Below are 26262 nucleotides of genomic sequence, written 5' to 3'. Positions count from 1 at the left end.
TGCGCGATCGCGGATCAGCGAACGAGCGCGCGGTAGATCTGCGGCAGGGCTGCCGGCAGGCGCCGGATATCGGGTACGATGGCATAGCCGTGATGGCCGAACACGGCGGGCACATAGGTCTTGGCATCCTGGTCGACGGTCACGCCGAAGACATGGATGCCGCGGCGGCGCGCCTCGGTCACTGCCCGGCGGGTATCTTCAAGCGCAAAACGGCCCTCGTAGTGATCGACATCGTTCGGCTTGCCATCGGTCAGAATAAGCAGCAGGTGCTTGCGGTTGGGACGTTCGGCAAGCTTGGCCGTCGCATGGCGAAGCGCTGCGCCCATGCGGGTGTAGTAGCCGGGCTTGAGCGCGGCGATGCGATGGCGCACATGCGCACTCATTGGCTCGTCAAAGTCCTTGATCGTCTCGACACGCACCCAGTCCCTGCGCCTCGACGTGAAGCTCAGGATCGAATGCATGTCACCACAGGCGGCAAGCCCCTCGGCCAGCACCAGAAGGGCCTCCTTCTCGACATCAAGTACCCGGCGGTCGTTTAACCAGGCGTCAGTCGACAGCGATACGTCGACCAGCAACGTGACGGCGAGATCATGGGTCTGCGGCCGGCTTGCCAGATGGATACGGTCCGAACATTCACCGCTCGCGGCCAGTTCGGTACGACTGCGGACCACAGCGTCGAGATCGAGATCGGCACCGTCTACCTGCGCGCGCAGCATCTCGTGGCGCGGGCGCATCGCCTCAAACTGTCGCCGCACTCGGCGAACCAGCGCCTTCATCTCCGGCGACGGGCCAGGCGAAAGGCCTTCATCGGATGCCGGGCCGGCAATGACCCGGCAGTGGTCCTTGAGATAGACCCCGTGCCTATAGTCCCATTCCGGATAGGTCGTTTCAGCTTCGATGGCAGAATGAATGAGCGCTTCCGGCGGCAGGTCGAGGTCGAAGCGAAATTTAGCTGCAGGTCGGCCCTTGCGTTCGCCAAGCACCATCTCGTCGAGTTCATCGGCAGCCGACGCATCGTGATCGTCGCGGTCATCGGCGGGACGATCGACATTGACCATTTCGGCCATGGCGAGGATCTTTTCGAAGCGGTTGAGGATGAAGGGGCTGCGCTCGCCCTTGGCGGCTGAATCCTTTTCGCGCGTCGCGACATGGCGGCCAGCGGCTTGCGCATCCGCCTGACTGGAGCCGACCGGCTGATCCACGTCCTGGCGACCGGCCCATTCTTCCCGGATGACCGCTTGCGGCCAGAGCGGCACGGGCAACATCGGTAGATAGCCGGGCGGCGCCCTCCCCGGCATATCATCCCCTGGTGAAAGCGGCGCGAGCCCCGCGCCACTGCGCAGGAGATCGATGATGCGATCCTCCAGCAACCCCTCCACCCGTGGCAGCGAGCCACGCCGGCGCTCCGACAGAAGGGCGAGGCAAAGCCGGCGATAGCAATCAATGAGACCAGGAAAAGCCTTCAACACCTGGTTTTCGAGCGCCGACGCCGCCTCCAGCATGGCGAGATCGGCCTTAAGCGGATCGGATTCGGTGATTGGCAGAAGCGGCATCACGGCCATGGCAGCCGCCAGCCAGACATAGAGATCGCGGTTGAGCGCCTTCTCCGGCATCAGGTCGAGGACCGGGGGCAACATCACGCTTGCTTCGTCCCGCGCCGGGTGGATGAGCTTCTCTTCGCCGAGCCCCATACGTTGCCGAAGCTTCAGCCGGTGTTGCGAGGTCTTGCCCCGCGCCGGCACCAGTTGCACCGTCCTTTCGCCGCCGAAGCCGCGAAAACAGACGGAAAGCACAGGAAGCATCTCTTCCAGCATGACAGCCGCTTCCGCGTAACGCGGCCAGGTGCGGGTATCGCCGGCAAGCCTGTGCCAAGCGCGCCCAACCGTTTCCTCGAGCTCCAGAAAGTCCAGCATGACATTCTCCTAGCGGATGACCGCCTTTGCCAGTTCGAGAAGGGCAGTGCGAACGTCGGGTTCGTCGGTCAGCGGCTCGATCATGGCGGCGCGAACGGCCTCGCGCGGAGAAAGGCCGGCATCGATCAGGCTGGCGCAATAGACGAGCAGGCGCGTCGAGACGCCTTCCTCCAGGTCATGGCCTTTCAGTGCGCGTAGCCGTCTGGCGAGCTCAACGAGAGGCTCGACCGTGACAGCGGGCAAACCGCTTTCAGCCGAGACAACCTCGATTTCCCGCGCCTTGGGCAGGAAGTCGAATTCGATGGCGACGAAACGCTGGCGGGTCGATGGCTTCAGTACCTTGAGCAGGCTCTGATAGCCGGGATTGTAGGACACAACGAGCATGAAGGCGGGCGGCGCTACGAGCTCTTCGCCGGTGCGTTCCAGGGGCAGGATACGCCGATCATCGGTAAGCGGATGGAGAACGACAGCGACATCCTTGCGCGCCTCGACCACCTCGTCGAGATAGCAGACACCACCGTCCCGGACCGCCCGGGTCAGCGGTCCGTCGACCCAGACCGTCTCTCCGCCTTTGAGCAGGAAGCGGCCGGTGAGATCGGCAGCGGCCAGATCGTCGTGGCACGACACGGTGGTCAGCGGCAGGCCGAGCTTCTGTGCCATATGGCTGACGAAGCGGGTCTTGCCACAGCCCGTCGGACCTTTGAGGAGGAGCGGCAGTTGCCGCGTCCAGGCTGTCTCGAACAGGGCGCATTCATTGCCGGCGGGAGAATAGGCCGGGATTTCAGGCTGAATGTTGCGGGCGATGACGTTCATGGTGCTGATCCTTATAGCGCTTGGAAGGGCCCCGCCGCCTTTGAAGCAGCGGAGCCGCTGGGTCACTCGGCGGGTTCGACGTAACCGCCGAAGGCAGGCTGTTTTTCCTTGCCGGGGATGAGCACCGCCCAGACGAACATCAGGGCGGAGACCAGAACGACGGCGCCTGAGCCGAGGCGCACCCAATAGAACAGGGCCAGCTGGTCCTGGACGTCCATGTAGCTTTCGCCGAGCACGCGCTGCAGATGGACCTGCAGGACACCGGCAAAGGTGAGCGCGAAGGTCATGACCGACATGGCCGTGCACATCATCCAGAAGCTCGCGATGGACAGCCACTGGTTATAGGGCTGACGTCCGCGCATCTCGGGAATGGCATAGGCCATGATCGCGAGGTTGAGCATGACATAGGCGCCGAAGAAGGCGAGATGCCCGTGGGCTGCGGTGACCTGCGTGCCGTGGGTGTAATAGTTCACTGACGACAGCGTGTGCAGGAAGCCCCAGACACCGGCCCCGAAGAACGCCATGACCGAGCAGCCGAGCGACCACAGGAGTGCTGCCTTGTTCGGATGCTTTCGGCCGGCCTTCCAGGTCATGACGAAGGTGAAGATCACCATGGTGAAAAAGGGCGCCACTTCGAGCGTCGAGAAGAGCGAACCGATCCACTGCCAGTAGCCCGGCGCACCGATCCAATAGTAGTGATGGCCCGTGCCGAGAATGCCTGAGAATAGCGCCAGACCGATGATGACATAGAGCCACTTCTCGACGACTTCGCGGTCGATGCCGTTGAGCTTGATCATCAGGAAGGCGAGCACGGAGGCCATGATCAGCTCCCAGACGCCCTCGACCCAGAGATGGACGACATACCACCAGTACATCTTGTCGAGCGCCAGGTTGGCCGGGTTGTAGAAGGCGAAGAGGAAGAAGATCGCGACCCCCCAGAGCCCGAAGATCAGGATGTTGGTGACGACGGTCTTGCGACCTTTGAGCGATGTCATGGTGACGTTGAACAGCAGCATCAAGGCGACGATGACAATGCCGACCTTGATGATGAAGGGCTGCTCAAGAAACTCGCGTCCCTCATGAATGCCGAAGAGATAACCGACGACGGCGGCGGCAGCAGCGATCAGGAAGATCCAGAACTGCGCGACGGCGAGTTTGGGGCTGTAAAGCTCCGTCTCCGCCTCTTCAGGCAGCAGATAGTAGGTCGCGCCCATGAAGCCCATGAGCAACCAGACGATCAAGGCGTTGGTGTGGATCATGCGCACGATGTTGAAGGGGACGAGTTCGGACAGCGTGTTCGGCAAGACATAGATCGTGCCTGCCAGCACGCCGAAGAGAACCTGTGCGAGGAAGAGGCCGAGCGCGCCGTAGAAATACAGCATCGCGACCTTCTGGCTTTGATATTTCATGATAGATCTCCTTGGGTCACGAAGGGCTCAGCCCGCCTCGTTCGGCGGCCAGTTCTGCGTCTTGATTTTGCTGGTCCATTCGAGGAAGTCTGCGAGATCGTTGATCTCTTCGTCGGTCAGATTGAATTGCGGCATCTGGCGGCGACCTTCGACACCAGAGGGCTGTGCCGCCATCCAAGAACGAAGCGTCTCGCGTGCACCGTCGCGATCGTCCTGGCCACCCCAGCGGGTCCAGACATTGCCGAGTTCGGGCGCGAAGTAGGCGCCTTCACCCAAGATCGAGTGGCAGTTGATACAGGCGTTCTTTTCCCAGATATGCTTGCCGCGCGCGACGCTGTCGGTCAGCGTCGATTCATCTGTTGAAGTAGTGCGGATGTAGTAATGGCTGTGGGCGGTGAGCCCCACGAAGATCGCAAAAAAGAAAATGGAGCCGCCATAGAAGACGTTGCGCGCTCCGGTCTTGGTCAGGCGCTCTGCCATGCCCTTGTCCTTCCGTCTGCCAGGCTTGAAAGGCCCGACCTGGTTTCCCCGCCTCGAAGGCTTCGGCGATCCCCTCGCCGGCTCTGCGGGATGTTCTTTTCATAGAGAGTGATCGGAGTTGTTCTTTGCGCTTTGGCAAGCAACGACGCGAATGTTCAGCCCAAAAGAAGGACCACCAGCGACCGAGACAGGGCGGCGATCAGAATGATGCTCAACCAGCATATGAGCGCAATCCGCATGGGATGATGTCCGCCCCTGAGTTCGAGGAAGTCGAGCACCACAAGCCGTCCCTTTACAAAGGCAATCGCAAGAACGGCGGCAATCGGTACGATCGTTGGACCGGCGAGCGCCGTAACAATCGCGCCACCAATTGCGAAGGTCATCAGCATGGCGAGCACACCCACCAAATCCTCGTGCTGTCTGCGGGTCATGAGAAGCCTCACGCAAGATAGAGAATGGGAAAGATGACCAGCCAGACGAGGTCGATCACATGCCAGAGTGTGGCGATCAGGACCAGGTTTTCCCGTGCCGGGCGCCAGGCGACAAGAAGAAGCGCAATGGCGCCGAAAAAGACATGCAGCAGATGGAAGCCGGTGATGATGAAATAGAGCTCGAAGAAGGTGTCGAGCGTTGCATCCTGAGCGTAGCGAACCTCACCCCAGTATTCGAAGAGCTTGACCGCCACGAAGCAGAAGCCGAGCAGGGCTGCAATCGTCAACGGCCGTTTCACCGCCTCAAGATCAAGCCGATTTCGCATCGCCACAGCGACAAAGTACCCACTGACCAGCAGGATAAGCGTGTTCGCGCCGGCGATCCCCGGCCTTAAATGCAGACGCGCCAGTTCGAAGGCCTGGGCATCAAAGGTCGAGACGACGAGGAAGCCAAGGATCAGGATGCCGAAAGCGATCAGCTCGCTCCACACCAGTATCCAGAGCAGCAGGTGGTCGTCCTTTGCCTCGTCCTGGAGGCTCGTTTGCATAGCCATGGTCAGATCTCCCGTTGGTCGGGATCGGTTCTAAAGAAAAATTCGAAGCGCTCTTTGTGGGAGCGCAAAGAAGACTGACGAAAGACAAGGCAGAGTGCTTCCTGAACAGAAGGAAACGACTGAAATGACGGATGCACAGATCGGCCTTGTCGTTGCGACGCCTGTCATCATGGGCTTTGCCTTGATGCTGAAGCGCATGGGCGTGCTCCAGGGCGGAGGCACGCTAGCCGCCGTCCTGGCTTCGCTTGCGATCGGCGTCGTCCTGTTTCTCGGCCAATAAGGAGGAACTTATGAAAATGAATGGATCCAGCCTGACGGCAACCGAGGTCAGGGCGCTCGAGGACAAGCACCGCGATCTTCTCATTCTCTGCTTGAAGCTGGAGGAATTGGCCGCGGACTTTGACACAGGTGAGATCCCACGTGGTATCCAGAAGGTTGCCAAGCACATTGGACCGTTGGTCGCCGCCGCCCACACGCTGGAGGAGCAAAAGTTCTACCCCGAACTCGAGCTGCATGCCGGCTCCTGCTTCGGCTCGCTTCTTCTCGATCAGGTCAAGTCCGAACATCGCGTCGACCGTCGCGCGGCCCGTGAGCTATCCCTCACTTTGGCCGCTGTCGCGCGCAAACGATGCCGACTAAGCCTTCAAACGGTGGCCCATATGGTTCGCGGTTTTCAGGAAGCTGTCCGGCGCCATATAACTGCGGAGCAGATGCTGCTGCAGCAGCTCCTAAACGTGGAACCCGAAACGCAGGTGTTCCCAGCATGACTGAGGTCGTTCTTGCACTTGCAGTATTCTTGGTGTTGCATTCGGTGCCTGCCTTACCAACCATCCGGGGAAAGCTGACCGCAGCACTTGGATTGCGGCTCTACCTTGTGGTCTATTCGACAACATCCGTGGCACTCCTGATTTGGGTCCTGCATGCGGCCTGGAGCACCGAATATGTCGAACTCTGGCGGCCGGATTCCCGGAACGCCCTTGCCAATTTCGTGTTGTCGCCACTCGGGCTCTTCCTGGTCACGGCAGGCCTTATCAGCCCCAATCCCGCATCTATCAGCTTCATGACAGGCACTACACCTGGCGCGATTACAACTCTCACCCGCCATCCGGTCTTGTGGGGATTTTTCCTCTGGTCTCTCGGCCACCTCGCAGCAAACGGTGATACCAGATCGCTCCTTGTCTTCGGTGGCCTCGGTCTGTTTTCTGCTGTCGGTATCCTTGTCGCGGAAAAGCGCGCAAGGCGCAGGATGGGGGCCCACTGGTCACCAATCGAGAGATCAACATCCATATTTCCGTTGAGCGCCCTTTTCTCAGGACGCGCCAAGTTGCGTCTGGATGGACATTTGGTAGCCGGGTTCGCCGTGACGCTGCTTGTCACACTCTGGCTGCTCGCGGGAGGCCATGCCGCCCTGTTTGGCGCAGACCCGATTCTCGCGCTCGACATCTGAGAACGATTCCAGCCGGTAATTCCACACACTACTTGCTCTACGTCAAACATCCGCGCGCGGACGGCTATAACATGAGTAAATAAATCAATTTTCGGAGAGCGGGATGCCCAACACCCTGAAACAGGTCAGCGAGACGAATATCATTGAGGCCGACGCGGCAGGCTATGCAACAACCCGTCGCACTTTATGCGCTGGCATCGCAGCGACCCTTGCCCTTCCCTTCCTCAACACACGGGCACGCGCTTCCTCCCTCGACCAACTCGTCCTCTTCGGCCCTCCTGCCGGACCATCGATCACGCTGGCCTATGCGGTTGGCAAAGGCCTGCTGCGCAACGTCGCAGATAAGGTGGAGTTTAGGGTCTGGCGCACGCCCGATGAAATGCGGGCGGGCCTGTCGTCCGGATCCATGAGAGCCGTAGTCATGCCGACAACGGCGGCGGCAAATCTCCATACGCGCGGCCTTGGCCTGAAACTGGCCAGCGTAATGACCAATGGTCTTCTCTATATGGTGTCGCGCAACGATAAGATCGCGGCTTTCGCAGATCTCGAAGGTCAAAGTGTAACCGTGCCATTCCCCAATGACACGCCGGAACTCGTCTTCGATGCGGCCCTTACCCATCATCGGATGACCGGCAAGGTCAAGGTAGAGCGGGCCGGCACGCCGATCGAAGCTGTGCAGATGCTGCTCGCAGGGCGTATCGACACGGCGCTCCTACCCGAACCGGCAGTCTCTGCCGCCATCTTCAAGGCCAGTACCGGTGGTCAGGCGCTTCACCGCGTCATCGACATGCAGAAGGAATGGGGTAAGGTCACCGCAAGTACGCCGGTCCTGCCCCAGGCAGGTCTCGCCCTGACGCAAAACTTCCTGGACGATCATCCGGAACAGGCGACCGCGCTTCTTGCGGGACTTGCACGGGCAGCAGTCGAGGTGAACGCCAATCCGGCAGCGGCTGCGAGCCAGGCCGCATCGGCACTTGAACTCCCATGGCCTGTTCTGGAGGCGTCGATCCCCTATTCGAACCTCGTCGCCATTGCCGCTCGGGACGCTCGCGGACCGATCGAGACCCTGCTCAAAGCCGTGGCACAGAGGCATCTCGATATGGTGGGCGGTCGCATGCCGGACGCGTCACTTTATCTGTAGGGCGGGATCATCATGAGCCTAGCTTATCGTGCGGGAAGGGTGGCGCGCTTCCTCTGGTCCGGCTGGGCGGGTTTCAGCGGCCTTGCCGTCTTTGCAGCCGTTTGGCAGCTCGGAGCCGAAGCCTATGGCAGCTTCGTGTTGCCAGCACCGGCCGAGACGATCCAGACCCTGTTCAAGCTAGCAGCAGACCCCGACAATCAGATGTTGGTGCTGTCGACGAGCTTGAGGGCGCTCGGCGGCTTTTCACTCGCCGCCGTGTTTGGAACGATGGCAGGCGTGGTGGCCGGATACCATCCGGCGATCATGAGGCTTGCGCGTCCGCAAGTAACCTTGCTGATCGGCGTCCCGCCAATCGCCTGGATCGTCCTTCTGATGATCTGGTTCGGCATGGGGGCCGGAACGGTCATTGCCACCGCGGCTATCGCCGCATTGCCGCTTGTCTTTGTTGGTGCAGCCGAGGCCATCCAGACACGAGACCGGGGATTGGAAGACATGGCCCGTATGGCCGGCCTGTCGTGGCTGGCCCGCCTGTTTCAGATATCCCTACGGCAAACGCTTCATGCGTTATTTCCTGCTTTGGTCATGGCACTGGGCACGGCTTTCAAGGCAGCAGTCATGGCCGAGTTGCTGGCCAATGCCGGCGGGATAGGAGGCGCGCTCGCCAATGCCCGTTCCGCACTCGATGTGGAAGCAGCTCTTGCGTGGATCCTCCTGTCGGTCATTGCGCTGATCAGCGTCGAATATGGAATTGTTCAGCCTCTGCGCGCCGAAGCCGAGGCATGGCGGGAAGCCGCCCAACCCTGGGGCGTACGCCGATGACCCTCCTCCAGCTCAAAGCCGTGGGGCACGTTTTTCTCGGCCGCCCCGTTCTCGAACAGGTCAGTCTGCAGGTCAGCCAGGGGGAAATGGTCGCGCTGGTCGGACCATCCGGTTGCGGCAAGAGCACGCTTGCCCAGATCGCCGCCGGGCTGATTATCCCCCGCCACGGCCAGGTCGAGCGAGGCTATGCGCGCTGCGCTTTCGTCTTTCAGGAACCGCGCCTCCTCCCATGGGCAACGGTCGAAGCCAACGTGGCACTCGGCCTATCCGGCCTCCCAGTGGCGCGGTCCGAGCGAAGGGTAAGAACTGCAGCGGCCTGTGATCGCGTATCGCTGGAAGAGAGCGACTGGCAAAAGTTTCCATCGCAGTTGTCGGGTGGCATGCGCCAGCGCACGGCGCTTGCCCGTGCGCTCGTCGCCGACCCCGATTTCCTCTATTTCGACGAGCCCTTCACCGCACTCGATGCCGCCTTGCGACGACGGATGCAGGATCTCGTTGTCGCCACGGTCTCGAACAGCGGCAAGGGCGGGCTCTTCATCACCCATGACATCCATGAAGCGCTGCGGATCTGCCACCGGATCGCGGTTCTCGATCGCTACGGCCATGGAATTCTCGACTGCGTCGCTGTTCCCGAGACACCGGGGCATCGCAGTGAGGAGATGATTTTCGAGACGGCGCGAAGGCTCATCTCCGATCATCCGCTGTTTGCCGTCGTGGAAGAACATGACGAGCGGAGGCTGGCATGAGTGTGCTTCCAGCCATACGCATGCTTCCCTCGGCCGATCTTGCCAGGGCAATGTCCGCCGAAGGTCTGAGGTTGATGTTTCCACTTGCCGCCTTGCATGCGGCACTCTGGCCGTTTCTCTGGGTGGTCGTTTGGTCTCTCGACCTGCCATTTGCTTCCTCGTCTCTTCCCGCCCACTGGCACGCGCAGGAAATGCTGGTCGGCTCCTTTGGAGCCGCGCTTTTAGGCTTCCTCACCTCTGCACTGCCGGAATGGACGGACACGCGGCGGATTAGCGGCCGTCCACTTTTCCTGTTTGCGGGCCTCTGGGCTGGCGCACGAGTGCTCGGCTTGCTTGCCGTCGAGAGCGGCTGGCTGATCGGTCTGATGTTCGATCAGGCCTGGATACTGTTCCTGCTCGCCTATGCGCTGCGCCTGTCCTGGAGCAAGAAGAGCACAGATCTCCTGGGCTTCGTCTTGTTCGTCACCGCCTTTGCTGCGGCTGCGGCCATGCTGCGGATCGCAATGGCCTTTGAACTCTACGATCTGTCGGAAAGCGCGATCAGAATTCTCGGGTTCGCGCTTCTCGGCCTGCTCGGTCTCGCCCTTGCCCGCATCACCGTGCCGGTGACCAACCTGATCCTCGATCCGACGGAAAAGACCTCGCCCTACAGACCGCATCCGGGCCGGGTCCATCTCTCAGCGGGGTTGACCATGCTGGTGATCGTGGCAGAGGCAGCCACGCTCTCGGACGCCGTGCGCGGCTATCTGATGTTGGCTGCCGGTGCAGCCTTTCTCGATCGGGTTGCCGAGGGGTTTGTGGGGCGCGAAGGCTTTTCCTTCGAACTTGGCGGTCTTTGGCTGTCGAGTGCGCTGGCTGGCACCGGCCTTCTCATCTGCGGCCTTAGCCTCATTGGCCTGCCTCTGCCCTGGCTGGGCGGGCTGCATCTGGCGCTGATGGGCGGGCTAGGTCTCGGCGTCCTGCAGGTGTTGTCGATTGCAGGCCTGCTCCATACCGGTCAACCGCTGCGCTTTTCGAAGACAACCCGGATGGCGATCCAGCTTCTGGTCCTGTCGGTGCTTCTCCGGATCCTCCCGGAATTCGCGCCGTCCCTCTCCCTGCCCTTCGGCGCTTACGGTCTGACCTCTGCGCTGTTTTCGCTCTCATTTCTCCTTTGGGCCAAGGCCTATATTCCTCTGCTCTGGTCACCGGAAACGGTCGATCAGGAAAGGTGCTGACATGACCAAATTTCCAGGCCCGTCCATCCCACAGCGTCTCCTGTCTGGAGGCTTCCGCCTGTTCTTTCCAGGCAGCGCGCTTTTGGCCGCCGTCTCCATCGCTATCTGGGTCCCGTGGTTCCTCGGCTTCATGGATGTTCCGACCCTCTTGCCCCCGGTTGCCTGGCACCAGCACGAGCTCCTCTTCGGCTTTGTCCCAGCCGTGATAGCAGGGTTTCTTCTCACCGCCGTGCCGAACTGGACCGGCAGGCCCGGTTTGACGGGCATACCGCTTCTGGCGCTGTTTCTTCTCTGGATCGCCGGGCGGCTGACGATCAGTTTTTCAGAATGGACCGGCATGCTCGGCGCAACACTCGTTGCGCTGGCCTTCCTGCCAGTGCTCGCCATCTTCGTTCTGAAAGAACTTGTCGCTGCCTCGAACCGACGCAACTACAAGATCGTCGCCGTTCTCGCGCTCCTGAGCGCCGCTCAGGTGCTTTTCCATCACGAGATCGAGCGCTACGGTCGCGTCGAAATGGCCGATCGTCTGGCGCTGTCTGCGATCCTCATCCTCATCTCTCTGGTTGCAGGGCGCATTATTCCGGCATTTACCGGCAACTGGCTGAAGGCGAACAATCCAGGGCGGTTGCCGCAGAGTTTCGCCCCTTTCGATCTCGCCGTCATGATCCTTGGAAGCTTTTCACTGGCGATGTGGATCGCTGTCGGCGGCGGTTTTGAAAGCCTCCGGTTTCCCACGGGGCTGCTGATGCTTGTCGCCAGCCTTGCTCATCTCGTGCGACAGGCAAGATGGTGCCCCGAGCGCACGCTCGGGGAGCCCCTCGTGACGATCCTGCATGTCGGCTATCTCTTCATTCCCTTAGGCTTTTTGCTGACCGGCCTGTCAATGCTGTTGGACCACTCCGGCTTCGCTTCGGCAGGCATCCATGCCTGGACGACAGGTGGGGTCGGGGTCGTAACGCTGGCGGTGATGACCCGCGCCACGAGAGGCCATACGGGCCAGGCTTTAACGTCCCCGCACTCAACAACCTGGCTCATCTATGCACCAATCATCCTCTCGGCACTGCTGAGGATCCTGGTCGCAATTTGGCCGCAGCACACCATGCTGCTATTGCCGATCGCAGGCCTTGCCTGGATCGTGGCATTCCTGGGTTACGTGGTCTTCTACATGCCGTTGATAGCGCGAAAGGGATAGGAGGGAGCCATGAGCGCCCTCACCCTCTCCACTCCGGTATCAAGGGTGCATCCGTCAACCCGAGCAGATCCACGGCACGAGCCGCAATATGGGCGACGAGATCCTCCACGCTCGCTGGATTGCGGTAGAAAGAGGGGACCGGCGGCATCACCACGGCCCCCATCTCGGTCACCGCGACCATATTGCGCAAGTGCGCGAGATGCAGCGGCGTTTCGCGGGCAAGCAGAACCAGCCTGCGACGCTCCTTGAGCTGCACATCGGCCGCCCGGGTGAGGAGGTTATCGGTGATCCCAGTCGCGATGGCGGCAAGAGACCGCATCGAACAAGGGGCGACGATCATACCGGCCGTGCGGAACGATCCGCTGGCAATCGATGCACCGATATCGCTTTCCGAATGGAAATGGGTGGCGAGCCCGATCAGCCGCCCCATCGCCTCGTTGCCCGCCTCATGTGCGATTGTCCGGCGCGCCGCTGACGTGACGACGAGATGCAGTTCCACATTATCTATGGCGGCCAGGAGCCGACCGACCTGAAGACCGATCGCCGCCCCCGAAGCGCCTGACATGCCGAGAATGACGCGCCGCATCATGGCTCACCTTCCCTTGTCTTGAGGGATCCAAGTCCAAGTTCGCGCCAGATCGCATCAACGCGCGCCGAGACCTCCGGCGTCATTTGCAGCACGCGGCCCCATTCCCGATCGGTTTCTGCGCCAAGCTTGTTGGTGGCATCGAGACCGAGCTTTCCACCGAGCCCAGGCTTGGGAGAGGCAAAATCGAGGTAGTCGATGGGTGTGTTATCCACCACCACCAGATCGCGGGAGGCGTCGAACCGCGTGGAAAGCGCCCAGATGACATCGCTCCAGTTTCTGACGTCAACATCGGCATCGACCACGATGATGAGCTTGGTATAGCTGAATTGCGGCAGCATCGACCAAAGCCCGAGCATGATCCGACGCGCTTGCCCTGGATAGCGCTTGTCGATCGAGACGACGATCGCCCGGTAGGAGCAGGCTTCTGGAGGCAGATAGAGATCAATGATCTCCGGAAACTGGCGCTTGACGATGGGAAGGAAGAGGGCATTCATCGCCTCTCCAAGCACCGAAGGCTCGTCTGGTGGACGGCCGGTGAAGGTCGAGAGGTAAACAGGATCCTGCCGCATCGTCATCGCCCTCAAGGTCATGACGGGAAACGGCTCGACGGAATTGTAGTAGCCCGTGTGGTCGCCATAGGGACCCTCAAGTGCGGTGTCCGCGATCGAAACGGTCCCCTCCAGAACGATTTCTGCAGTGGCTGGAATATCAAGGGGCTGGGTGAGCGCCCGTACCACGCGGCTGCGCTTTCCTCTGAGCACACCGGCGAACGAAAGCTCGCTCATTGTCTCCGGCAGCGGCATGACGGCGGAGAGGATTGTTTGTGGATCAGCGCCGATCACGACCGCAATGGGCATATCCTGCCCCACCGCCTGCCACTGCCGGAAGTGTTTTGCAGCACCACGATGGGCAAGCCAGCGCGTGATCAATCGCTTGCGATCCAGCGCTTGCAGCCGGTAGACGCCGACATTGACATCCCTGGGGTCGGAGGGCGATGCGGTGACGACAAGCCCCCAGGTGATCAGCGGTGCCGGTTCGCCGGGCCAGCACCACTGGATCGGCAGTCGGTTGAGATCAACGGCCTCGCCTTCGAACACGATATCCTGGCATTCGGCGTGAGACACCCTGCGGCATCCCAGCGCCATGGCGGAGCGAAGCACAGGCAGCTTCTTCAGGGCATCCCGGAGCGACGCCGGCGGCCTCGGTTCGCGCAATTCGGCCAGAAGGTCCGCGAGATCGCCGATCTTGCCGACAGGGATGCCATAGCCAAGTTCGATCCGCTCGCGCGTGCCGAACAGATTGGCAAGCAGCGGTATCTCTGACACTGCACCGTCCGACCGGACCGGGCGCTCAAAGAGCAAGGCCGGGCCTCCCTCTGCCAGGACGCGCCTGTGGATTTCGGTAATCTCATGAACAAGGCTCACCGGCTGCGCGACGCGGAGAAGTCGTCCCCGCTTTTCCAGTTCGGTCATGAAAACTTGAAGACCGTCGTAGCGACGAGGCGGTGCGTTATGTGTCATGCGGACCGCTATGACCTGTGAATTCGGTTGCGTCTTTGCGCTGGAGCAATCTGGATTGTCGGCCGTTCCCATAGGTTTGCGCCGGTTCAAACCACTCAAATTGGCGCAATGCAGATAACATCCATTCTGGCTCTCCCGCTGAAAGCCGTGCCGCTCATGCCTCTCGTGTCAATTGAGCTCGTGGCAAGTCGCCTCTTCAAGCTCCTGCTCTCGGCTCATGGCGACATGTTCGAGCGCCTTGGCACATACAAGAGCAACCGCTTTTCATTTGCTCCGACTGATCTACCCCTCATCTTCCTGATCGAGCCTCACCTCCTCCGTCTCAAGGTGGTGCGCCAGAGCGAGGCATTCACAGCGGATGCGGGTGTCGAGGCCCCGCTGGTGATGCTGCTGGCGCTCCTTGAGGGGCGTTGCGATGCCGATGCGCTGTTCTTTTCCCGCGACCTGAAGGTGATCGGGGACATGGAAGCCATGCTTGCGATGAGAAACGCCCTCGATGACTGCGATATCGATCTTCCGCGTGATCTCGCACGGATCGGAGGACCGGCCGCCCCCATCGTTCACAGGCTGGCCGTGGAAATCCGAAGCCGGTCGCTGAGGGAGATCCAGTGATGGAACTGATCTGTCCGGCGGGAACGCCAGCCGCCTTTCGTGAAGCCGTCGATGCAGGCGCTGATGCGGTCTATTGCGGCTTCCGCGACGAGACCAATGCCCGCAATTTTCCCGGCCTCAATTTCAGCCGGGACGAACTGCACGACGCAATTGTCTATGCCCGCAAGAAAGGCTGCATGACATTTGTCGCCCTCAACACCTTCATGCGGGCTGGCGACGAAGAGATCTGGTATAGCGCGGCGGCCGACGCCGTAAGGCTCGGTGCCGATGCGCTGATCCTGGCCGATTTCGGCCTCATGGCCCATGTCAGGGAACAGTATCCAGAGCAGCGCTTGCATGTTTCGGTCCAGGCGTCTGCTTCCAATCCCGAAGCGATCAATTTTCTCGTCGAAGCCTTCGACGCAAAACGGGTCGTCTTGCCGAGAACGCTGACGATCGGCGACATTGCCCGCATTGGTCGCAAGGTCAAATGCGAGATCGAGGTCTTTGTTTTCGGCGGGCTTTGCGTCATGGCCGAGGGACGCTGCTCGCTCTCCTCCTACGCCACCGGCAAATCGCCCAACATGAACGGCGTCTGCTCCCCGGCGAGCCATGTGCGGTACCGACAGGACGGCTCCGACATGGTGTCGGAGCTCGGCACTTATACGATCAACCGGTTCAGCCATGGGGAGGCCGCCGGCTATCCCACACTGTGCAAGGGACGCTTCGACATCGGCGATGCCCGTGGCTACGCCTTCGAAGACCCCGTGTCCCTCGATGTCATGGGCGAAATCGAAGCCTTGAAGGATGCCGGCGTCTCGGCCTTGAAAATCGAAGGACGCCAGCGCGGCAAAGCCTATGTGGCCGAAGTCGTATCGACGCTGCGCCAGGTACTCGCAACCGCCCCCTCGGGGCGTGGCCCCTTGTTGGCCCGGCTGAGGGCGCTGAGCGAAGGGCAGAAGACGACGGTCGGCGCCTATGAGAAGCGCTGGAGATGAGCATGACCGAACTGACACTGGGCCCCGTCTACTATCTCTGGGACGGCCCGAAATGGCGCGATTTCTATTTTCAGATCGCGGACGAAGCGCCGGTGGATCGCGTCATCCTCGGCGAGACCGTGTGCTCCAAGCGGCAGCATTTCATCGAACCCCATCTGGCAGAGGTCGTAGAACGCCTGGAACGGGCCGGGAAATCCTTAGCCTTCTCGTCGCTGGCGCTCGTGACCTTGGAGCGCGAAAGCCGGATTGTGAAAGAGCTGATCGAAACGTCGGACTACCCCATTGAGGTCAATGACCTCTCCGCCATCGGCCTGATCAAGGGCCGTCGACACCTCGTCGGTCCCTTGGTCAATGTCTATAATGGCCCGACCGCGCGCTTGCTGGCACAACGCGGGGCAGACCGTATCTGTCTTCCGCCGGAACTTCCCTTTAGCTCGATCGCCAGGATCGCCGCCGACGCGCCGGATGTGGCTCTCGAAGTGATGGTATTCGGTCGCATGCCGCTTGCCATATCGGCCCGCTGCGCCCATGCCCGTTCCAAGGGCAGGATCAAGGACAACTGCCAGTTCGTCTGTGGCGAGGAGCCGGACGGCCTGTCAATCAGGACACTCGATCGCCAGTCATTCCTGGTGCTCAATGGCGTGCAGACAATGTCGCATACGTGCCAACTCCTGCTCAGCGAACTGAAGGACTTGCAAGAGGCCGGGGTCAATGCCTTCCGTCTCTCACCACAGGACTGCGACATGGCGCGCATCGCCGCCATCTTCCAGGAAACGCTGTCGGGCAGCATGGAACCCCAAGAGGCCATCGAACTGATCGGGCATACTTATCCCAAAGCCAAGTTCTCCAACGGCTTTCATCACGGGCGAGAGGGAGCTGGCTGGGTATCGCGGGCGAAAAGCAATGCCCATGCGCCATAACGGGCGAGGGAGTGCAAGCACATCTTGTTTGCGAAAGCGCAACGACCAGATAGGCGTTCCTCACCATAGTCGGCACCACAGCGATCACGCATTGAAGCGCAAAGCAAGGTGAACTCGATGGAACTTGACGCAAGCCAGACGGTCGGAAAGATTGCGACCTCCCTCCCCGGTGCAGCCGCACTTTTCCGCAGTCACGGCATCAGTTTCTGCTGCGGTGGCTCAGATAGCATCGAGGTTGCGGCTGAAGCCGCAGGACTCTCGCCGGAAACCCTGGTGGACGAATTGCAGAGCCTTGTCGACGCCGCCTCGACAGAAGCACCGGATGGAACTGCCGATCTGATCAAGCACCTCAGGACACGCTACCACGACACCCACCGCGCAGAACTCATCTCGCTGATCCCGCTTGCGGCAAAGGTCGAGCGGGTGCATGGGGACCACCCCGATGCACCGATCGGCCTGGCAAATCTGCTGGAGCGCATCCAGAGCGACCTACACAGCCACATGCATCGCGAGGAGCTCATGCTCTTCCCGCTCATGGAACGCGGCGACCATCAAGCTCTGACGAGACCCATCGAACAGATGCGCCACGAACATGACGTAGAGGCCGGGCATCTGGCAGAACTCGAGCACGTGACAGGCGGATTTCATCTGCCGGACGGCGCATGCAATTCATGGCGCGCGCTTTACGCAGGGGCGAAGAAATTCGCCGACGATCTGGTCCAGCACATGCATCTGGAAAATGAAGTCCTCTTTCCACGCTTTACCGGCGGGACCCTCTAAAACAAATCTATTGAAGATGAGGAATCATGTTGAAGAGCCATAAGCCGGACCGAGGCATAGACCGCGACAGGTTTGTTCCTCCGGTCGTCTTTAGATCGCGGCGTGAGCGAGTCTGTGACACCGTCTGCGACATGCATGAATGCGTGATCAGTGGCTGCGCCGGACCCGAGACGGTCGCCTATCTCATGGACCGGCTGCTGTCACTTGATCCTCGATACACAGGCGACAGACGATGATCGGCCTCTCCATGCCATCCGCTCAATTGCGCCTGGAGTTTGCGCGTAAATGTGCAGTTCGCGCTTCAAATCCCCACCAAACCTGCATTGGGTTGACGCACGCTGAGGTTTATTTTTTCGACGCTTGGCATCCGTCAAACCGAGCCAGAATGCGTTAGGCAGGTTTTTACCTCATCACATCAATTCTAGCTAAAATTCACATCGTATCATGATGTTACGATATTCGGCATGATGCCCCAGCTCAGGACAACCTGCAGATGCGCATCACCGACTTTTCAATCAGCAAACGCCTCTGGCTTGCGATCATGATCCCCCTGGTTGCAGCACTCACCCTTGCCTCGATGGAGTTTCTAAGCTCTTGGGGTTCCTACCAGCAGATGCAGACCGTGGTCAAAGTGAGCGAGAACATCGCGGCGATGGGCGAGCTGATCCACGTCCTTCAGGGAGAGCGCGGGCAGAGCGCTGGATACATCGGATCAAAGGGAAGTGCGGACAAGCAGCCGCTTGTGACAGCGCGTCAATCGACGGATGTGGCTCTGGCAAAATTGCCGGATCTCGCTGATGCCTTGGCGGAATTCGAAAACACAGAGCTCAACCGTCGCTGGAGCTTCGCTCAGGACACATTGAAAAGCCTCGCCGACACCAGGCGATCCATCGACAATCTGTCAATCACCGGAAAACAGTCCTTCGACTTCTATAGCGGCCTAATCGGTGAGCTCTCGGGCCTCGCCTCGGAACTGTCCCTCCAGGGTGTCGGGTCGAGGATCGCGGCCGAAATGATCGCCTATAACCTGCTCATGCAGGCAAAGGAGATCGCAGGCCAGGAACGCGCTACCGGCAACGCCTTCATCACGTCCGGGGATATCGACCCCGAGCGCATTGCTCCCTTTGCCCGCATGGCTGGCGCGCAGAATGTGTTGATCGATAACTTCCTCGCCCTGCAACAGAAGGAACGGCAATCCGCCTACGCTTCGCACCTATCCATTCCAGCGTCGCAGGAGATCGAAACTACAAGGTCGACCTTGATTGGGATGGGTCCAACAGCGGCCAGTGATTTGAGTGCTGATCGCTGGTTTGCAGCCGCTAGTCAGCGCATTGACGCAATGAAGGCTCTGGAAACGGCAAGCCTTGAACGCCTCGGCAGCGAGGCTCGCGCCATCGCCGCAGGCGCATTCACTCGCCTCGGAACGGTTCTGCTCCTTTGTGTCGCTGGAGCAGTTCTGGTCATCGCTTCGTCGATGCTCCTGGCACGCACCATCAGCCATCCACTGAAGGCGCTCGTACTGTCAATGCGCAGATTGGCGGAGGGGCACCTTGAGACAACGGGGCAGTCTGCCGACCGGAAGGACGAAGTCGGAGACATGGTCAAAGCGGTGGAAGTCTTCCGGCTCTCTGCGATCCGCAATCGCGAACTGGAGCTTGAGGCAGAGCGTGCGCGCGAACAGGCCGAACGCGACCGAGTTGACATGCAAATCGCAGCAGAGGCAGAGGCCGAAGCGCGTATGAACAAGGCGACGGGCACGCTTGCCCAGGCCTTGAGGAAACTTGCTGCTGGCGACCTTCTTTGCGAGGTGACCCAGGCTTTCGCGCCGCAGTTCGAAGACCTTCGCCATGACTTCAATCGCTCGGTGGTGCAGTTGCGGCAAGCGCTGGTTGGTGTTGGCCAATCGGTCACGACCGTCACCGGTGGAGCATCCGAAGTTTCTTCAGCATCGGATGACCTGTCGAAGCGCACCGAGCAGCAGGCCGCCTCGCTTGAAGAGACGGCCGCTGCACTGGAACAGATCACAGCAAATGTGACAGCCACGTCCAGACGCTCAGATTTGGCCCGCAGCGTGACGAAGCGCGCACGCGAAAGGGCAAATCGATCAGGTGAAGTGGTACGAAACGCCGTGGCGGCGATGGACAAGATAGAACAGGCATCGAGCCAGATCAGCCAAATTATCGATGTGATCGACCAGATTGCCTTCCAGACAAACCTGCTCGCTCTCAACGCGGGCGTCGAGGCAGCCCGCGCCGGCGAGGCCGGCAAGGGGTTTGCCGTGGTTGCGCAGGAAGTCCGGGAGCTGGCACAACGTTCGGCACAGGCGGCCCGCGAAATCTCGGGACTGATCGGTAATTCTGAACTGGCTGTTCGCCAGGGGGTCGAGCTGGTCTCCGAGACCGGTACCGGACTGGCCGAGATTGACGAGCTGGTGCAGGAAGCAGCAAGCCATGTGGATGCCATCGCCATTGCAGCCCAGGAACAGGCGGTCGGCCTTTCGCAGGTCAATGTGGCGGTGAACCATCTGGATCAATCGACACAACAGAACGCGGCCATGGTGGAAGAGATGAACGCTGCTGGCGCAGCCTTAGCCAGCGAAAGCGCCACTCTTCAGAGCCTGCTTCTTGGCTTCCGTTTGACCTCACCTTCCGACGGCAACATCGTGCCAGGAAGGATGAGGGCCTGAGTCGATGGAGGGATGGACGACACGGCGGTGCGCAGCCGACATTCATGGCGTTCGTAGTTCCCCGCGCGGGCTCCATCTTGCAGATGCCATCAAACTTCTGCTCGAGCGATCCCGCGGGCCATCGCGGCGATGAGGTCGGTTCTGGTGACGATACCGATGAGTTTGCCGTATTCCAGAATGGGTACTGCATCGACATCTGTATCGCCCATCAAAGGCAACAAGGCTCCGAGCGGCGTGTTCGCAATAGCCCGAGGGACCGTGACACTCATGATGTCGATTGCCAGGACTGGTTTATCCCTTTCGGGGTCGATCAGTCTTCGCAGAGCGGGGATGAGACCTCGATCAAGACGAAGTGCGTCTTCTCTTGCGCGGCTGATGAGGTGCATCTGGAAGATAATGCCTAGAAACCGCTGTCTATCGTCGACCACGGGTAGCGATGTAAAACGATGACGCCGGAAGAGATCCGCGACTGTGCCCAAATCCGTGTTTGCCTTCACCGTGATCAGGTTCGAGGACATGATGGCGCCCGCAGTTGGAGTGCCGGTCTGGTGCGCGGCCGCCTGGAGCTCTGCTGCACCGATAAGGCGTGCCAGATCTTCAACGCCGAGATTGAATGACTGTCGATAGCGTTGAAGGATGTCGCTTAGCTCAGCCTCGGAAAGGCCCAGCCGTTCAACCGCGATCCGATCAGCGGTGCCATGCCTGTTCTGCTGGTCGAATTGACGAAATGGATAGCGACGCCCTGTGAGCCTGGCATAGGCGATCGCAATCAGGACGAGGCTTGCAGTGCCCGTCGCAATCGGCGCAAGCGCGAACCAGAAGCCAAGGTGCTCCACAGCTTCCGGGCTCATGGCAGCCGTCATGGCCACTGCTCCTGCCGGCGGATGAATTGCCCGCAGCATGATTGTCATAAGAATCGCAATCGAGACAGCAAGGGCGATCCGTAACGTCGGCTCGTGGATGAACAGCGAGATTGCAACGCCAACAAGAGCCGCGACAGTATTGCCGATGACAGCAGACCATGGCTGAGCAAGCGGACTGTTGGGAACGGCAAACAGGAGAACCGCAGTCGCGCCCAGCGGTGCGACGAGGTAGAGGCCATTTTCAAGATCGACGCCGGGAGACAGCAAGAAATAGCCGGAGAGCCAAAGCCCGATGAAAGCTCCAAGGCCCGCGCGCAGAGCCTCCTTTGGAGCCGTGCCAGTCACTGCGGGCCCAAATGAACGTAAAAACTGCAATTGAATATTCCCGATCGGTTGAAAGCACAAACTTTCAGCAAATGATCAGAATTTCAACTAGCAATAGGGGTTTCAAAGGGCTGGCGCTGGACAAGATTGCGTACCTAAATCCAAGTGTCGCGATAAGGATCGCGGCGTCGCCTAGGCTTCCCGCGCGCTGGTGGGCGTCTCGATCTACGGAACCATGGCGATCCTTGTCATCGCCTATCTTTCGCGATTTCTGCCCCGCCTCAAGGCAGTCAGGGTCACTGCCCTGTCAGTTCAAATGCAGGCTGGCAGATAGACTGGGCAGATCAGGCACTTCGATCATCTAGCGTGTCTAGCGTGTCCGCAACGGGGCCGCAAGCGGACTGTCCAATGATGGGGTGCCGAACGACGAAAACCGGACATCCACGTATGTGGTAATGTGGTCCGCGTTCGGCCCTAAGCGGACATGTCGGAAGCAGGCATCACGCTGCCACGAGACAGAGCCGGCCTCAAGGGTCAGTTGAGCCATGTCTAGGGGCAGCGAGCCATCGATAGCCAAGCTCGCCTTTGGAAACCTGGATCGCTGAAGTGCCTGCCAGATGAGCGCCAAACATAATGGTGCCCGGCCGGGCCGCACGCTCCAGTACCAGTTTTCGCGACGCGCGCGCCCGCTCTGGGTCGGCATCAAACACCGAATTGACATCCGGGTATACTACCTGGCTCTGATGATGCAGCGTATCACCGGCGAAGAGTGCTTCACCATCATCCGTCGCAAGCGCAATCGAGGTATGGAAGGGACTGTGGCCCGGCGTCGGGATGAACCGGATACCCGACAGAACTTCGGCGCCATTCGCTTCGATCATCAATGCCTGCCCGAACCGTACGACAGGGTCGACGCTATCCTCACGCGCCATGAAGCTGGTTCGATGTCTGTCAATCAAGTTTTCCGGATTGGAAAAGAAAGCATATTCATCGGCGCAGAACACGTATTTCGCATTTGGAAATGTCGGGACGAATTCATCTCCGTCGCGCCGTGTATTCCAGCCCACGTGATCGACATGCAGATGAGTGAGCAGAACAAGATCGACATCTTCGGGCTTTACGCCATGGTCGGCGAGGTTTTCCAGAAATGGTGGCGAAAGATTCTCGAAATACGGGGCGAATGGCCGTGACTTGCCCGCGCCTGCACCTGTATCGACGAGGATTGTCCGCGTCCCGTCCTGCAACAGCCAGCTATGGCAACTCAAAATGATATTGCCGTCCTCGCTCAGCAGGTCGCGCGGAAAAATCCGCTCGTCCTCTACCTCTGCGGCCAGTGCGGGGAACAGCTTCGACGGGGAAAAGCTCATCAGTTGAAGCTCGTCGATGCGGCTGATCAGCGTCTTGCCCATCTGGTAGCGAATTCTTTCCTGCATGCGCAGTCCTTCTCCGTCTGCTGCCCTCATGACGGCGCCATCAAAAACAACCTTATGCGGCAGTTGGACTGTACTGTCCAGTCTAATTAATGTTAGACCGGTTTGCAGACGGGAGTTGCGGATGTTGAAGGAAGCGACGAGTATGCAAAAAGACTCCGCCAAGGAGATTACTAAGGCTGCCCGTGCCCTGTTTCTGGAAAGGGGGTATGACGGCGTCAATCTTGAGGCCGTCGCCAAACAGGCAGGGCGTGCTCGCCAGACCCTCTACAACAACTTTGCGAGCAAGGAGGCGATCTTCAAGGCAGTCCTGAACGATCATTGGGCGAGCTTATCAGGCTGCTCCCCGTTCAGCGGCAGCAAAGCTGAACAAGGTTATACCGCTGAAGGTTTCCTGCGGGATTTCGCCATCCGGATGCTGCGCTTCGTCGATGAGGTTGATCAGGTCGAGTTCACCAGGCTGATCATTGCAGAATCCCGTCGCGCACCCTGGATTGGCCAGGAATTCTACGAGGTCGGAAAAAAGCCGCTGTTGCTTGCCCTGGCTCATGAACTCGAAAGTCTTACACAAAACGGGATCCTCCGCTGCTCTCGGCCGGAGATAGCAGCGCATCAGTTTTTCGGAATGGTTCAGGAGATTAGTTTCTGGCCATTTGTTATGGCTACCGGATCGACGACAGGCAATGTTTCCCGCGAAGAGATAATCGACGAAGCCGTCAAAACCTTTCTTGCGCGCTACGCAACTCCGGTCGTTCCGGCAACAACGGAGGCTTGATAAGCCGCGCTATCCGGATGACCGCTTCTGGCGCGAGGCGGAAGACGTCTGACGGCCGAAGCGGTCATTGGCCGTCGCATAAGTAGGTAGCGAAACTCTTATTTCTTCACCTGAGTTAAGCGACAGAGACTTCCCCTGAGATCCAAATGCGCTCGATCCGTCGCAAATGTTAGGAATTTCGCAAAAAACGATAAATGGCTGGCTGCAAACCATCAGCATCAAGCTCCGGCAGAATCTCGAATCCGCATCGTCGGCAGCAAGCGAGGCTTGCTGCATTATCCGGCTCGATTCGTCCTTCCAAGATCCCATAGATACCTCCAGGCCCCGACAGAAACGCCTTTAGGACCGCCGTTCCGATCCCTTGGCCTCTGAGCTGGGGGCGTACGGCTAGGTCCAGATAGCCTCGTTCAGAATCCTCGCGGTCAACCTGAATCATGGCTATGAGTTCACCGGCGTCCGACGCCACCCAGCAACGGGCATCCGCCCCAGCCGTCACATAGGCGAACCAATCATCGGTTGGGAATGATAGCCGGCGCGATAACTCCGCATCCTTAAACCATGTGTGCAATTCGGGGAGATCGTCGCTCGCAAGGGGCCGAAAAGTAATCTGCATCTGGTTCGCAAAAATCCCAATTAAGGCGAAACTTGTTTTGCTGACTTAGGCGACGTCGCAGAATAGGGAGTTTTCCGGCAGGCACAATGTCAGCTTCTGGCGCGAAGCTGCTGCAGCCTCGCTGCCCTAGGCGGCAACCTGCCGCCAAAGAATTGATTGTGCGATCCTAAAAAACTGCACTGGCCAAAAATTGACCCTGTCATTCGTCTATCGAAGTGGCAGCGATTCACCAAATCGACTTTCCGGAGCATCTATGAGTGAAACACGGCCTGCAGTTCTTACGATTATACGCTCACTGCTGATCGATTACTGGCGGGACGCTCGGGGGACCACTCTCCTCGTCATGGCTGCGACACTGGTTGGATCGATGGCCTCTATCTCTGCGCCCTATCTTTTCTCGCGAGCCATAGACGATCTTGCGAACGTAGGACAAGCCGACGGTGGTGCGGTGCGTACCTTGATGTACTACGCGCTCCTGTTCGGATTGGCGACGGCGTTCAGTCAAGCCTCCCGCTTTCTCATCTTCTTATGCGCTGAACGACTGTGCTTCATCGCCAATCTGGCCTTTGTTGCACGGCTTCTGCGCAAGACGCAGGCCTTCTTCCTTGATCACAATCCCGCAGAGATCGGTACGGCGCGTCAAGAGGGCGAACAGACACTCAATATCATCACCCAACTGACCATCGGCGGCCTATTGCCGGGTCTTATCCAAATCCTTTTGAGTGCTGTCCTTCTCTGGAATCTGGTGAGTTGGGAAATTGCGGCGATCGTTTTGGTGTACGGATCTGTTGTGATCGGTCTCGACTATATCAGGGTTGGTCGGGTGAAGCCCTTTCTCGATACCGCGATGGAACGCAGCCAGGAGAATGCCAGCCTGGTTGGCAACGCCGTGGCGATTATCGACACAATTCGTCAGACGCGCGGTGAAACCTGGATGGCGAAGCGGTTTGCAGCAGGTGCTGGCGATGCCTTCAACAACTGGCGGCGCTACGCACTGGCAAGCAGCACGTTTTCCGGCATCCTAGGCGTCGTGGCTGCCATACAGCTCGCCGTAACTTTCCTGATCTTGGTGCCACGATATCAGGCTGGGCTCCTGTCGATCGGCGATATCGTGCTTTTCAACACCCTTCTGATTCAGCTTAATGAACCTTTTCATCTTGTCGGCATGGCGATCAAAGAAACCGTTGAGGCAGTTGCTCGTTTCCGTCCACTTGCCGTGATGTGGTCAGCGCCAGAAACTGTGGAGCCCTCTGACCCTCTCCCCTATCGACCCACCCAAGGTTCAATTTCCTTCCAGAATGTGACATTCCGGTATCCGAACGGGCGCGGCATTTCGGATCTCTCGTTTGCCGTCCATCGCGGGACGCCAACTTTCCTGGTCGGGGAGACCGGCTCTGGCAAATCGACGGTCCTGCGTCTGTTGCTGAAAGGTCTGGAGCCAACGAGTGGTCGCATCCTCGCCGACAACATTGAACTCGCACGAATTACGAGCGGAGACTGGTTCGCTCATGTTGGGGTCGTCCCCCAGGATGTGGCTCTGCTAAATGATACATTGTCGGCGAATATTGTGCTCGGTCGACCGTTCAATTTAGACCGGCTGCGCAAGGTCGCCGCCCAGGCTTCCATTTTGGCCCGCATCGAAGTCATGCCGGACGGTTTTGATACGGTAGTCGGCGAGCGAGGCTTGAAACTCTCCGGCGGGGAACGGCAGCGCATCGCTATCGCCAGGGCTCTCTATGGAAAGCCCGACATCCTCGTTCTGGATGAAGCAAGTTCGGCACTCGACGATGATACTGAACGGCAGATCATGGATGGGTTGCGAGATTTGACGCAGGACCTGACAATCATTGCGGTGACCCACCGGATGTCCTCTATCCAATCAGGCGATCAAGTCGTACGTTTGAGCCCGAAACCATAAGGGGCTTCGTCAGCCATAGCAGGTATTCTCGACCGCAAGGCTGAATCTAACGGCCTCCCAGACATTTGACCTTCTCAATGTCTCCTATTTGCG

At 59.6% G+C, this 26262-nt stretch carries 26 protein-coding genes; 15 read left to right on the top strand and 11 right to left on the bottom strand.

What is annotated here, in order from left to right:
• Positions 1-14: 14 nt before the first annotated feature.
• The 6 genes from KLP42_RS22290 to KLP42_RS22265 form a co-directional block, all read right to left on the bottom strand.
• Positions 15-1913, bottom strand: coding sequence for a nitric oxide reductase activation protein NorD (locus tag KLP42_RS22290; protein WP_215569612.1), 1899 nt, complete (start codon positions 1911-1913; stop codon positions 15-17).
• Between the two features lie 9 nt (positions 1914-1922).
• Positions 1923-2726 (bottom strand): CbbQ/NirQ/NorQ/GpvN family protein, encoded by an 804-nt coding sequence (locus KLP42_RS22285; RefSeq protein ID WP_215569611.1) that lies wholly within the window; start codon positions 2724-2726, stop codon positions 1923-1925.
• A 62-nt stretch (positions 2727-2788) separates the two neighbouring features.
• Entirely contained in the window at positions 2789-4135 is a 1347-nt protein-coding gene (locus tag KLP42_RS22280) for a nitric-oxide reductase large subunit (RefSeq protein ID WP_215569609.1), read from the bottom strand.
• A 27-nt stretch (positions 4136-4162) separates the two neighbouring features.
• Positions 4163-4615 carry a c-type cytochrome gene (locus KLP42_RS22275; protein ID WP_054149255.1) on the bottom strand — a complete coding sequence of 151 codons (453 nt, stop codon included), beginning with the start codon at positions 4613-4615 and terminating at the stop codon, positions 4163-4165.
• Between the two features lie 155 nt (positions 4616-4770).
• Positions 4771-5046, bottom strand: a complete 276-nt coding sequence (locus KLP42_RS22270; RefSeq protein WP_215569607.1) for a cytochrome C oxidase subunit IV family protein — start codon at positions 5044-5046, stop codon at positions 4771-4773.
• 8 nt (positions 5047-5054) lie between these two features.
• Positions 5055-5600, bottom strand: a complete 546-nt coding sequence (locus KLP42_RS22265; protein ID WP_215569605.1) for a cytochrome c oxidase subunit 3 — start codon at positions 5598-5600, stop codon at positions 5055-5057.
• Positions 5601-5724: 124 nt separating this feature from the next.
• Between KLP42_RS22265 and KLP42_RS22260 the strand changes: the two genes are divergently transcribed.
• The 8 genes from KLP42_RS22260 (at position 5725) to KLP42_RS22225 (ending at position 12162) form a co-directional block, all read left to right on the top strand.
• Positions 5725-5880: a hypothetical protein gene (locus KLP42_RS22260; RefSeq protein WP_205910163.1), complete on the top strand. Its 156-nt coding sequence runs from the start codon at positions 5725-5727 to the stop codon at positions 5878-5880.
• A 10-nt stretch (positions 5881-5890) separates the two neighbouring features.
• Positions 5891-6367: a hemerythrin domain-containing protein gene (locus KLP42_RS22255; RefSeq protein WP_215569603.1), complete on the top strand. Its 477-nt coding sequence runs from the start codon at positions 5891-5893 to the stop codon at positions 6365-6367.
• Complete coding sequence (locus KLP42_RS22250) at positions 6364-7047, top strand: NnrU family protein (RefSeq protein ID WP_215569601.1); 684 nt, start codon at positions 6364-6366, stop codon at positions 7045-7047. Before KLP42_RS22255 ends, KLP42_RS22250 begins: the two co-directional genes overlap by 4 nt.
• A gap of 103 nt (positions 7048-7150) precedes the next feature.
• Positions 7151-8188, top strand: a complete 1038-nt coding sequence (locus tag KLP42_RS22245; protein WP_215569599.1) for an ABC transporter substrate-binding protein — start codon at positions 7151-7153, stop codon at positions 8186-8188.
• A 12-nt stretch (positions 8189-8200) separates the two neighbouring features.
• Positions 8201-9007 carry an ABC transporter permease gene (locus KLP42_RS22240; protein WP_069041040.1) on the top strand — a complete coding sequence of 269 codons (807 nt, stop codon included), beginning with the start codon at positions 8201-8203 and terminating at the stop codon, positions 9005-9007.
• Positions 9004-9753 carry an ABC transporter ATP-binding protein gene (locus KLP42_RS22235; RefSeq protein WP_069041039.1) on the top strand — a complete coding sequence of 250 codons (750 nt, stop codon included), beginning with the start codon at positions 9004-9006 and terminating at the stop codon, positions 9751-9753. Before KLP42_RS22240 ends, KLP42_RS22235 begins: the two co-directional genes overlap by 4 nt.
• Positions 9750-10970, top strand: coding sequence for an NnrS family protein (locus tag KLP42_RS22230; RefSeq protein ID WP_215569597.1), 1221 nt, complete (start codon positions 9750-9752; stop codon positions 10968-10970). Before KLP42_RS22235 ends, KLP42_RS22230 begins: the two co-directional genes overlap by 4 nt.
• Before the next feature lies 1 nt (position 10971).
• Entirely contained in the window at positions 10972-12162 is a 1191-nt protein-coding gene (locus KLP42_RS22225) for an NnrS family protein (RefSeq protein WP_215569595.1), read from the top strand.
• A gap of 19 nt (positions 12163-12181) precedes the next feature.
• Here KLP42_RS22225 and KLP42_RS22220 read toward each other — a convergent pair whose 3' ends face one another.
• Positions 12182-12751, bottom strand: a complete 570-nt coding sequence (locus tag KLP42_RS22220; RefSeq protein ID WP_165222421.1) for a UbiX family flavin prenyltransferase — start codon at positions 12749-12751, stop codon at positions 12182-12184.
• Complete coding sequence (locus tag KLP42_RS22215; RefSeq protein WP_353844910.1) at positions 12748-14223, bottom strand: UbiD family decarboxylase; 1476 nt, start codon at positions 14221-14223, stop codon at positions 12748-12750. The genes KLP42_RS22220 and KLP42_RS22215 overlap by 4 nt, the downstream gene beginning before the upstream one ends.
• A gap of 156 nt (positions 14224-14379) precedes the next feature.
• Here KLP42_RS22215 and ubiT point away from each other — a divergent pair, with 156 nt between their 5' ends.
• The 5 genes from ubiT to KLP42_RS22190 all read left to right on the top strand — a co-directional run bounded on the left by ubiT (position 14380) and on the right by KLP42_RS22190 (position 20246).
• On the top strand, positions 14380-14883 hold the full coding sequence (ubiT, locus tag KLP42_RS22210) for a ubiquinone anaerobic biosynthesis accessory factor UbiT (protein ID WP_215569591.1): 504 nt from the start codon (positions 14380-14382) through the stop codon (positions 14881-14883).
• The gene (ubiU, locus tag KLP42_RS22205; protein ID WP_215569589.1) at positions 14883-15860 is read left to right on the top strand and encodes a ubiquinone anaerobic biosynthesis protein UbiU; all 978 of its coding nucleotides are present in this window, start codon (positions 14883-14885) and stop codon (positions 15858-15860) included. The genes ubiT and ubiU overlap by 1 nt, the downstream gene beginning before the upstream one ends.
• A complete protein-coding gene (gene ubiV, locus KLP42_RS22200; RefSeq protein ID WP_215569587.1) occupies positions 15857-16780 on the top strand; it encodes a ubiquinone anaerobic biosynthesis protein UbiV in 924 nt (307 codons plus the stop codon). The genes ubiU and ubiV overlap by 4 nt, the downstream gene beginning before the upstream one ends.
• Positions 16781-16888: 108 nt before the next feature.
• Positions 16889-17560, top strand: coding sequence for an iron-sulfur cluster repair di-iron protein (ric, locus tag KLP42_RS22195; RefSeq protein WP_502941338.1), 672 nt, complete (start codon positions 16889-16891; stop codon positions 17558-17560).
• 493 nt (positions 17561-18053) lie between these two features.
• Positions 18054-20246: a methyl-accepting chemotaxis protein gene (locus tag KLP42_RS22190; RefSeq protein WP_252193180.1), complete on the top strand. Its 2193-nt coding sequence runs from the start codon at positions 18054-18056 to the stop codon at positions 20244-20246.
• Between the two features lie 89 nt (positions 20247-20335).
• On the opposite strand, the gene KLP42_RS22185 is transcribed toward KLP42_RS22190, so the two are convergent.
• Positions 20336-21484 (bottom strand): HPP family protein, encoded by a 1149-nt coding sequence (locus KLP42_RS22185; RefSeq protein WP_215569583.1) that lies wholly within the window; start codon positions 21482-21484, stop codon positions 20336-20338.
• Between the two features lie 476 nt (positions 21485-21960).
• Positions 21961-22866, bottom strand: a complete 906-nt coding sequence (locus KLP42_RS22180) for an MBL fold metallo-hydrolase (protein ID WP_215569581.1) — start codon at positions 22864-22866, stop codon at positions 21961-21963.
• A 121-nt stretch (positions 22867-22987) separates the two neighbouring features.
• On the opposite strand from KLP42_RS22180, the gene KLP42_RS22175 reads away from it, so the two are divergent.
• The gene (locus tag KLP42_RS22175) at positions 22988-23638 is read left to right on the top strand and encodes a TetR/AcrR family transcriptional regulator (RefSeq protein ID WP_215569579.1); all 651 of its coding nucleotides are present in this window, start codon (positions 22988-22990) and stop codon (positions 23636-23638) included.
• A 169-nt stretch (positions 23639-23807) separates the two neighbouring features.
• Here the strand turns inward: KLP42_RS22175 and KLP42_RS27305 are convergent, their stop codons facing one another.
• Complete coding sequence (locus KLP42_RS27305) at positions 23808-24251, bottom strand: GNAT family N-acetyltransferase (RefSeq protein WP_215569577.1); 444 nt, start codon at positions 24249-24251, stop codon at positions 23808-23810.
• A 343-nt stretch (positions 24252-24594) separates the two neighbouring features.
• Here KLP42_RS27305 and KLP42_RS22165 point away from each other — a divergent pair, with 343 nt between their 5' ends.
• Positions 24595-26169, top strand: coding sequence for an ABC transporter ATP-binding protein (locus KLP42_RS22165; protein ID WP_252193179.1), 1575 nt, complete (start codon positions 24595-24597; stop codon positions 26167-26169).
• Positions 26170-26262: the final 93 nt, after the last annotated feature.

Origin of the sequence: Rhizobium sp. CSW-27 (assembly GCF_018760785.1) — a bacterium.
In the GTDB taxonomy this organism is placed as follows: Bacteria; Pseudomonadota; Alphaproteobacteria; order Rhizobiales; family Rhizobiaceae; genus Neorhizobium.
This window is presented reverse-complemented; position numbering and strand designations above follow the sequence as displayed.

Excerpts from the sequence above, each read along its gene's own strand:
- KLP42_RS22215 (WP_353844910.1), bottom strand. The coding sequence starts at position 14,223 with ATGACCGAACTGGAAAAGCGGGGACGACTTCTCCGCGTCGCGCAGCCG.
- KLP42_RS22190 (WP_252193180.1), top strand. The coding sequence starts at position 18,054 with ATGCGCATCACCGACTTTTCAATCAGCAAACGCCTCTGGCTTGCGATC.
- KLP42_RS22240 (WP_069041040.1), top strand. The coding sequence starts at position 8,201 with ATGAGCCTAGCTTATCGTGCGGGAAGGGTGGCGCGCTTCCTCTGGTCC.
- ubiT (WP_215569591.1), top strand. The coding sequence starts at position 14,380 with ATGCAGATAACATCCATTCTGGCTCTCCCGCTGAAAGCCGTGCCGCTC.
- KLP42_RS22255 (WP_215569603.1), top strand. The coding sequence starts at position 5,891 with ATGAAAATGAATGGATCCAGCCTGACGGCAACCGAGGTCAGGGCGCTC.
- KLP42_RS22245 (WP_215569599.1), top strand. The coding sequence starts at position 7,151 with ATGCCCAACACCCTGAAACAGGTCAGCGAGACGAATATCATTGAGGCC.
- KLP42_RS22265 (WP_215569605.1), bottom strand. The coding sequence starts at position 5,600 with ATGGCTATGCAAACGAGCCTCCAGGACGAGGCAAAGGACGACCACCTG.
- ubiV (WP_215569587.1), top strand. The coding sequence starts at position 15,857 with ATGAGCATGACCGAACTGACACTGGGCCCCGTCTACTATCTCTGGGAC.
- KLP42_RS22280 (WP_215569609.1), bottom strand. The coding sequence starts at position 4,135 with ATGAAATATCAAAGCCAGAAGGTCGCGATGCTGTATTTCTACGGCGCG.
- KLP42_RS22260 (WP_205910163.1), top strand. The coding sequence starts at position 5,725 with ATGACGGATGCACAGATCGGCCTTGTCGTTGCGACGCCTGTCATCATG.
- KLP42_RS22270 (WP_215569607.1), bottom strand. The coding sequence starts at position 5,046 with ATGACCCGCAGACAGCACGAGGATTTGGTGGGTGTGCTCGCCATGCTG.
- KLP42_RS22250 (WP_215569601.1), top strand. The coding sequence starts at position 6,364 with ATGACTGAGGTCGTTCTTGCACTTGCAGTATTCTTGGTGTTGCATTCG.
- KLP42_RS27305 (WP_215569577.1), bottom strand. The coding sequence starts at position 24,251 with ATGCAGATTACTTTTCGGCCCCTTGCGAGCGACGATCTCCCCGAATTG.
- ubiU (WP_215569589.1), top strand. The coding sequence starts at position 14,883 with ATGGAACTGATCTGTCCGGCGGGAACGCCAGCCGCCTTTCGTGAAGCC.
- KLP42_RS22275 (WP_054149255.1), bottom strand. The coding sequence starts at position 4,615 with ATGGCAGAGCGCCTGACCAAGACCGGAGCGCGCAACGTCTTCTATGGC.
- KLP42_RS22230 (WP_215569597.1), top strand. The coding sequence starts at position 9,750 with ATGAGTGTGCTTCCAGCCATACGCATGCTTCCCTCGGCCGATCTTGCC.
- KLP42_RS22290 (WP_215569612.1), bottom strand. The coding sequence starts at position 1,913 with ATGCTGGACTTTCTGGAGCTCGAGGAAACGGTTGGGCGCGCTTGGCAC.
- KLP42_RS22165 (WP_252193179.1), top strand. The coding sequence starts at position 24,595 with ATGGCTGCGACACTGGTTGGATCGATGGCCTCTATCTCTGCGCCCTAT.
- KLP42_RS22235 (WP_069041039.1), top strand. The coding sequence starts at position 9,004 with ATGACCCTCCTCCAGCTCAAAGCCGTGGGGCACGTTTTTCTCGGCCGC.
- KLP42_RS22225 (WP_215569595.1), top strand. The coding sequence starts at position 10,972 with ATGACCAAATTTCCAGGCCCGTCCATCCCACAGCGTCTCCTGTCTGGA.
- KLP42_RS22220 (WP_165222421.1), bottom strand. The coding sequence starts at position 12,751 with ATGATGCGGCGCGTCATTCTCGGCATGTCAGGCGCTTCGGGGGCGGCG.
- KLP42_RS22180 (WP_215569581.1), bottom strand. The coding sequence starts at position 22,866 with ATGCAGGAAAGAATTCGCTACCAGATGGGCAAGACGCTGATCAGCCGC.
- KLP42_RS22175 (WP_215569579.1), top strand. The coding sequence starts at position 22,988 with ATGTTGAAGGAAGCGACGAGTATGCAAAAAGACTCCGCCAAGGAGATT.
- KLP42_RS22285 (WP_215569611.1), bottom strand. The coding sequence starts at position 2,726 with ATGAACGTCATCGCCCGCAACATTCAGCCTGAAATCCCGGCCTATTCT.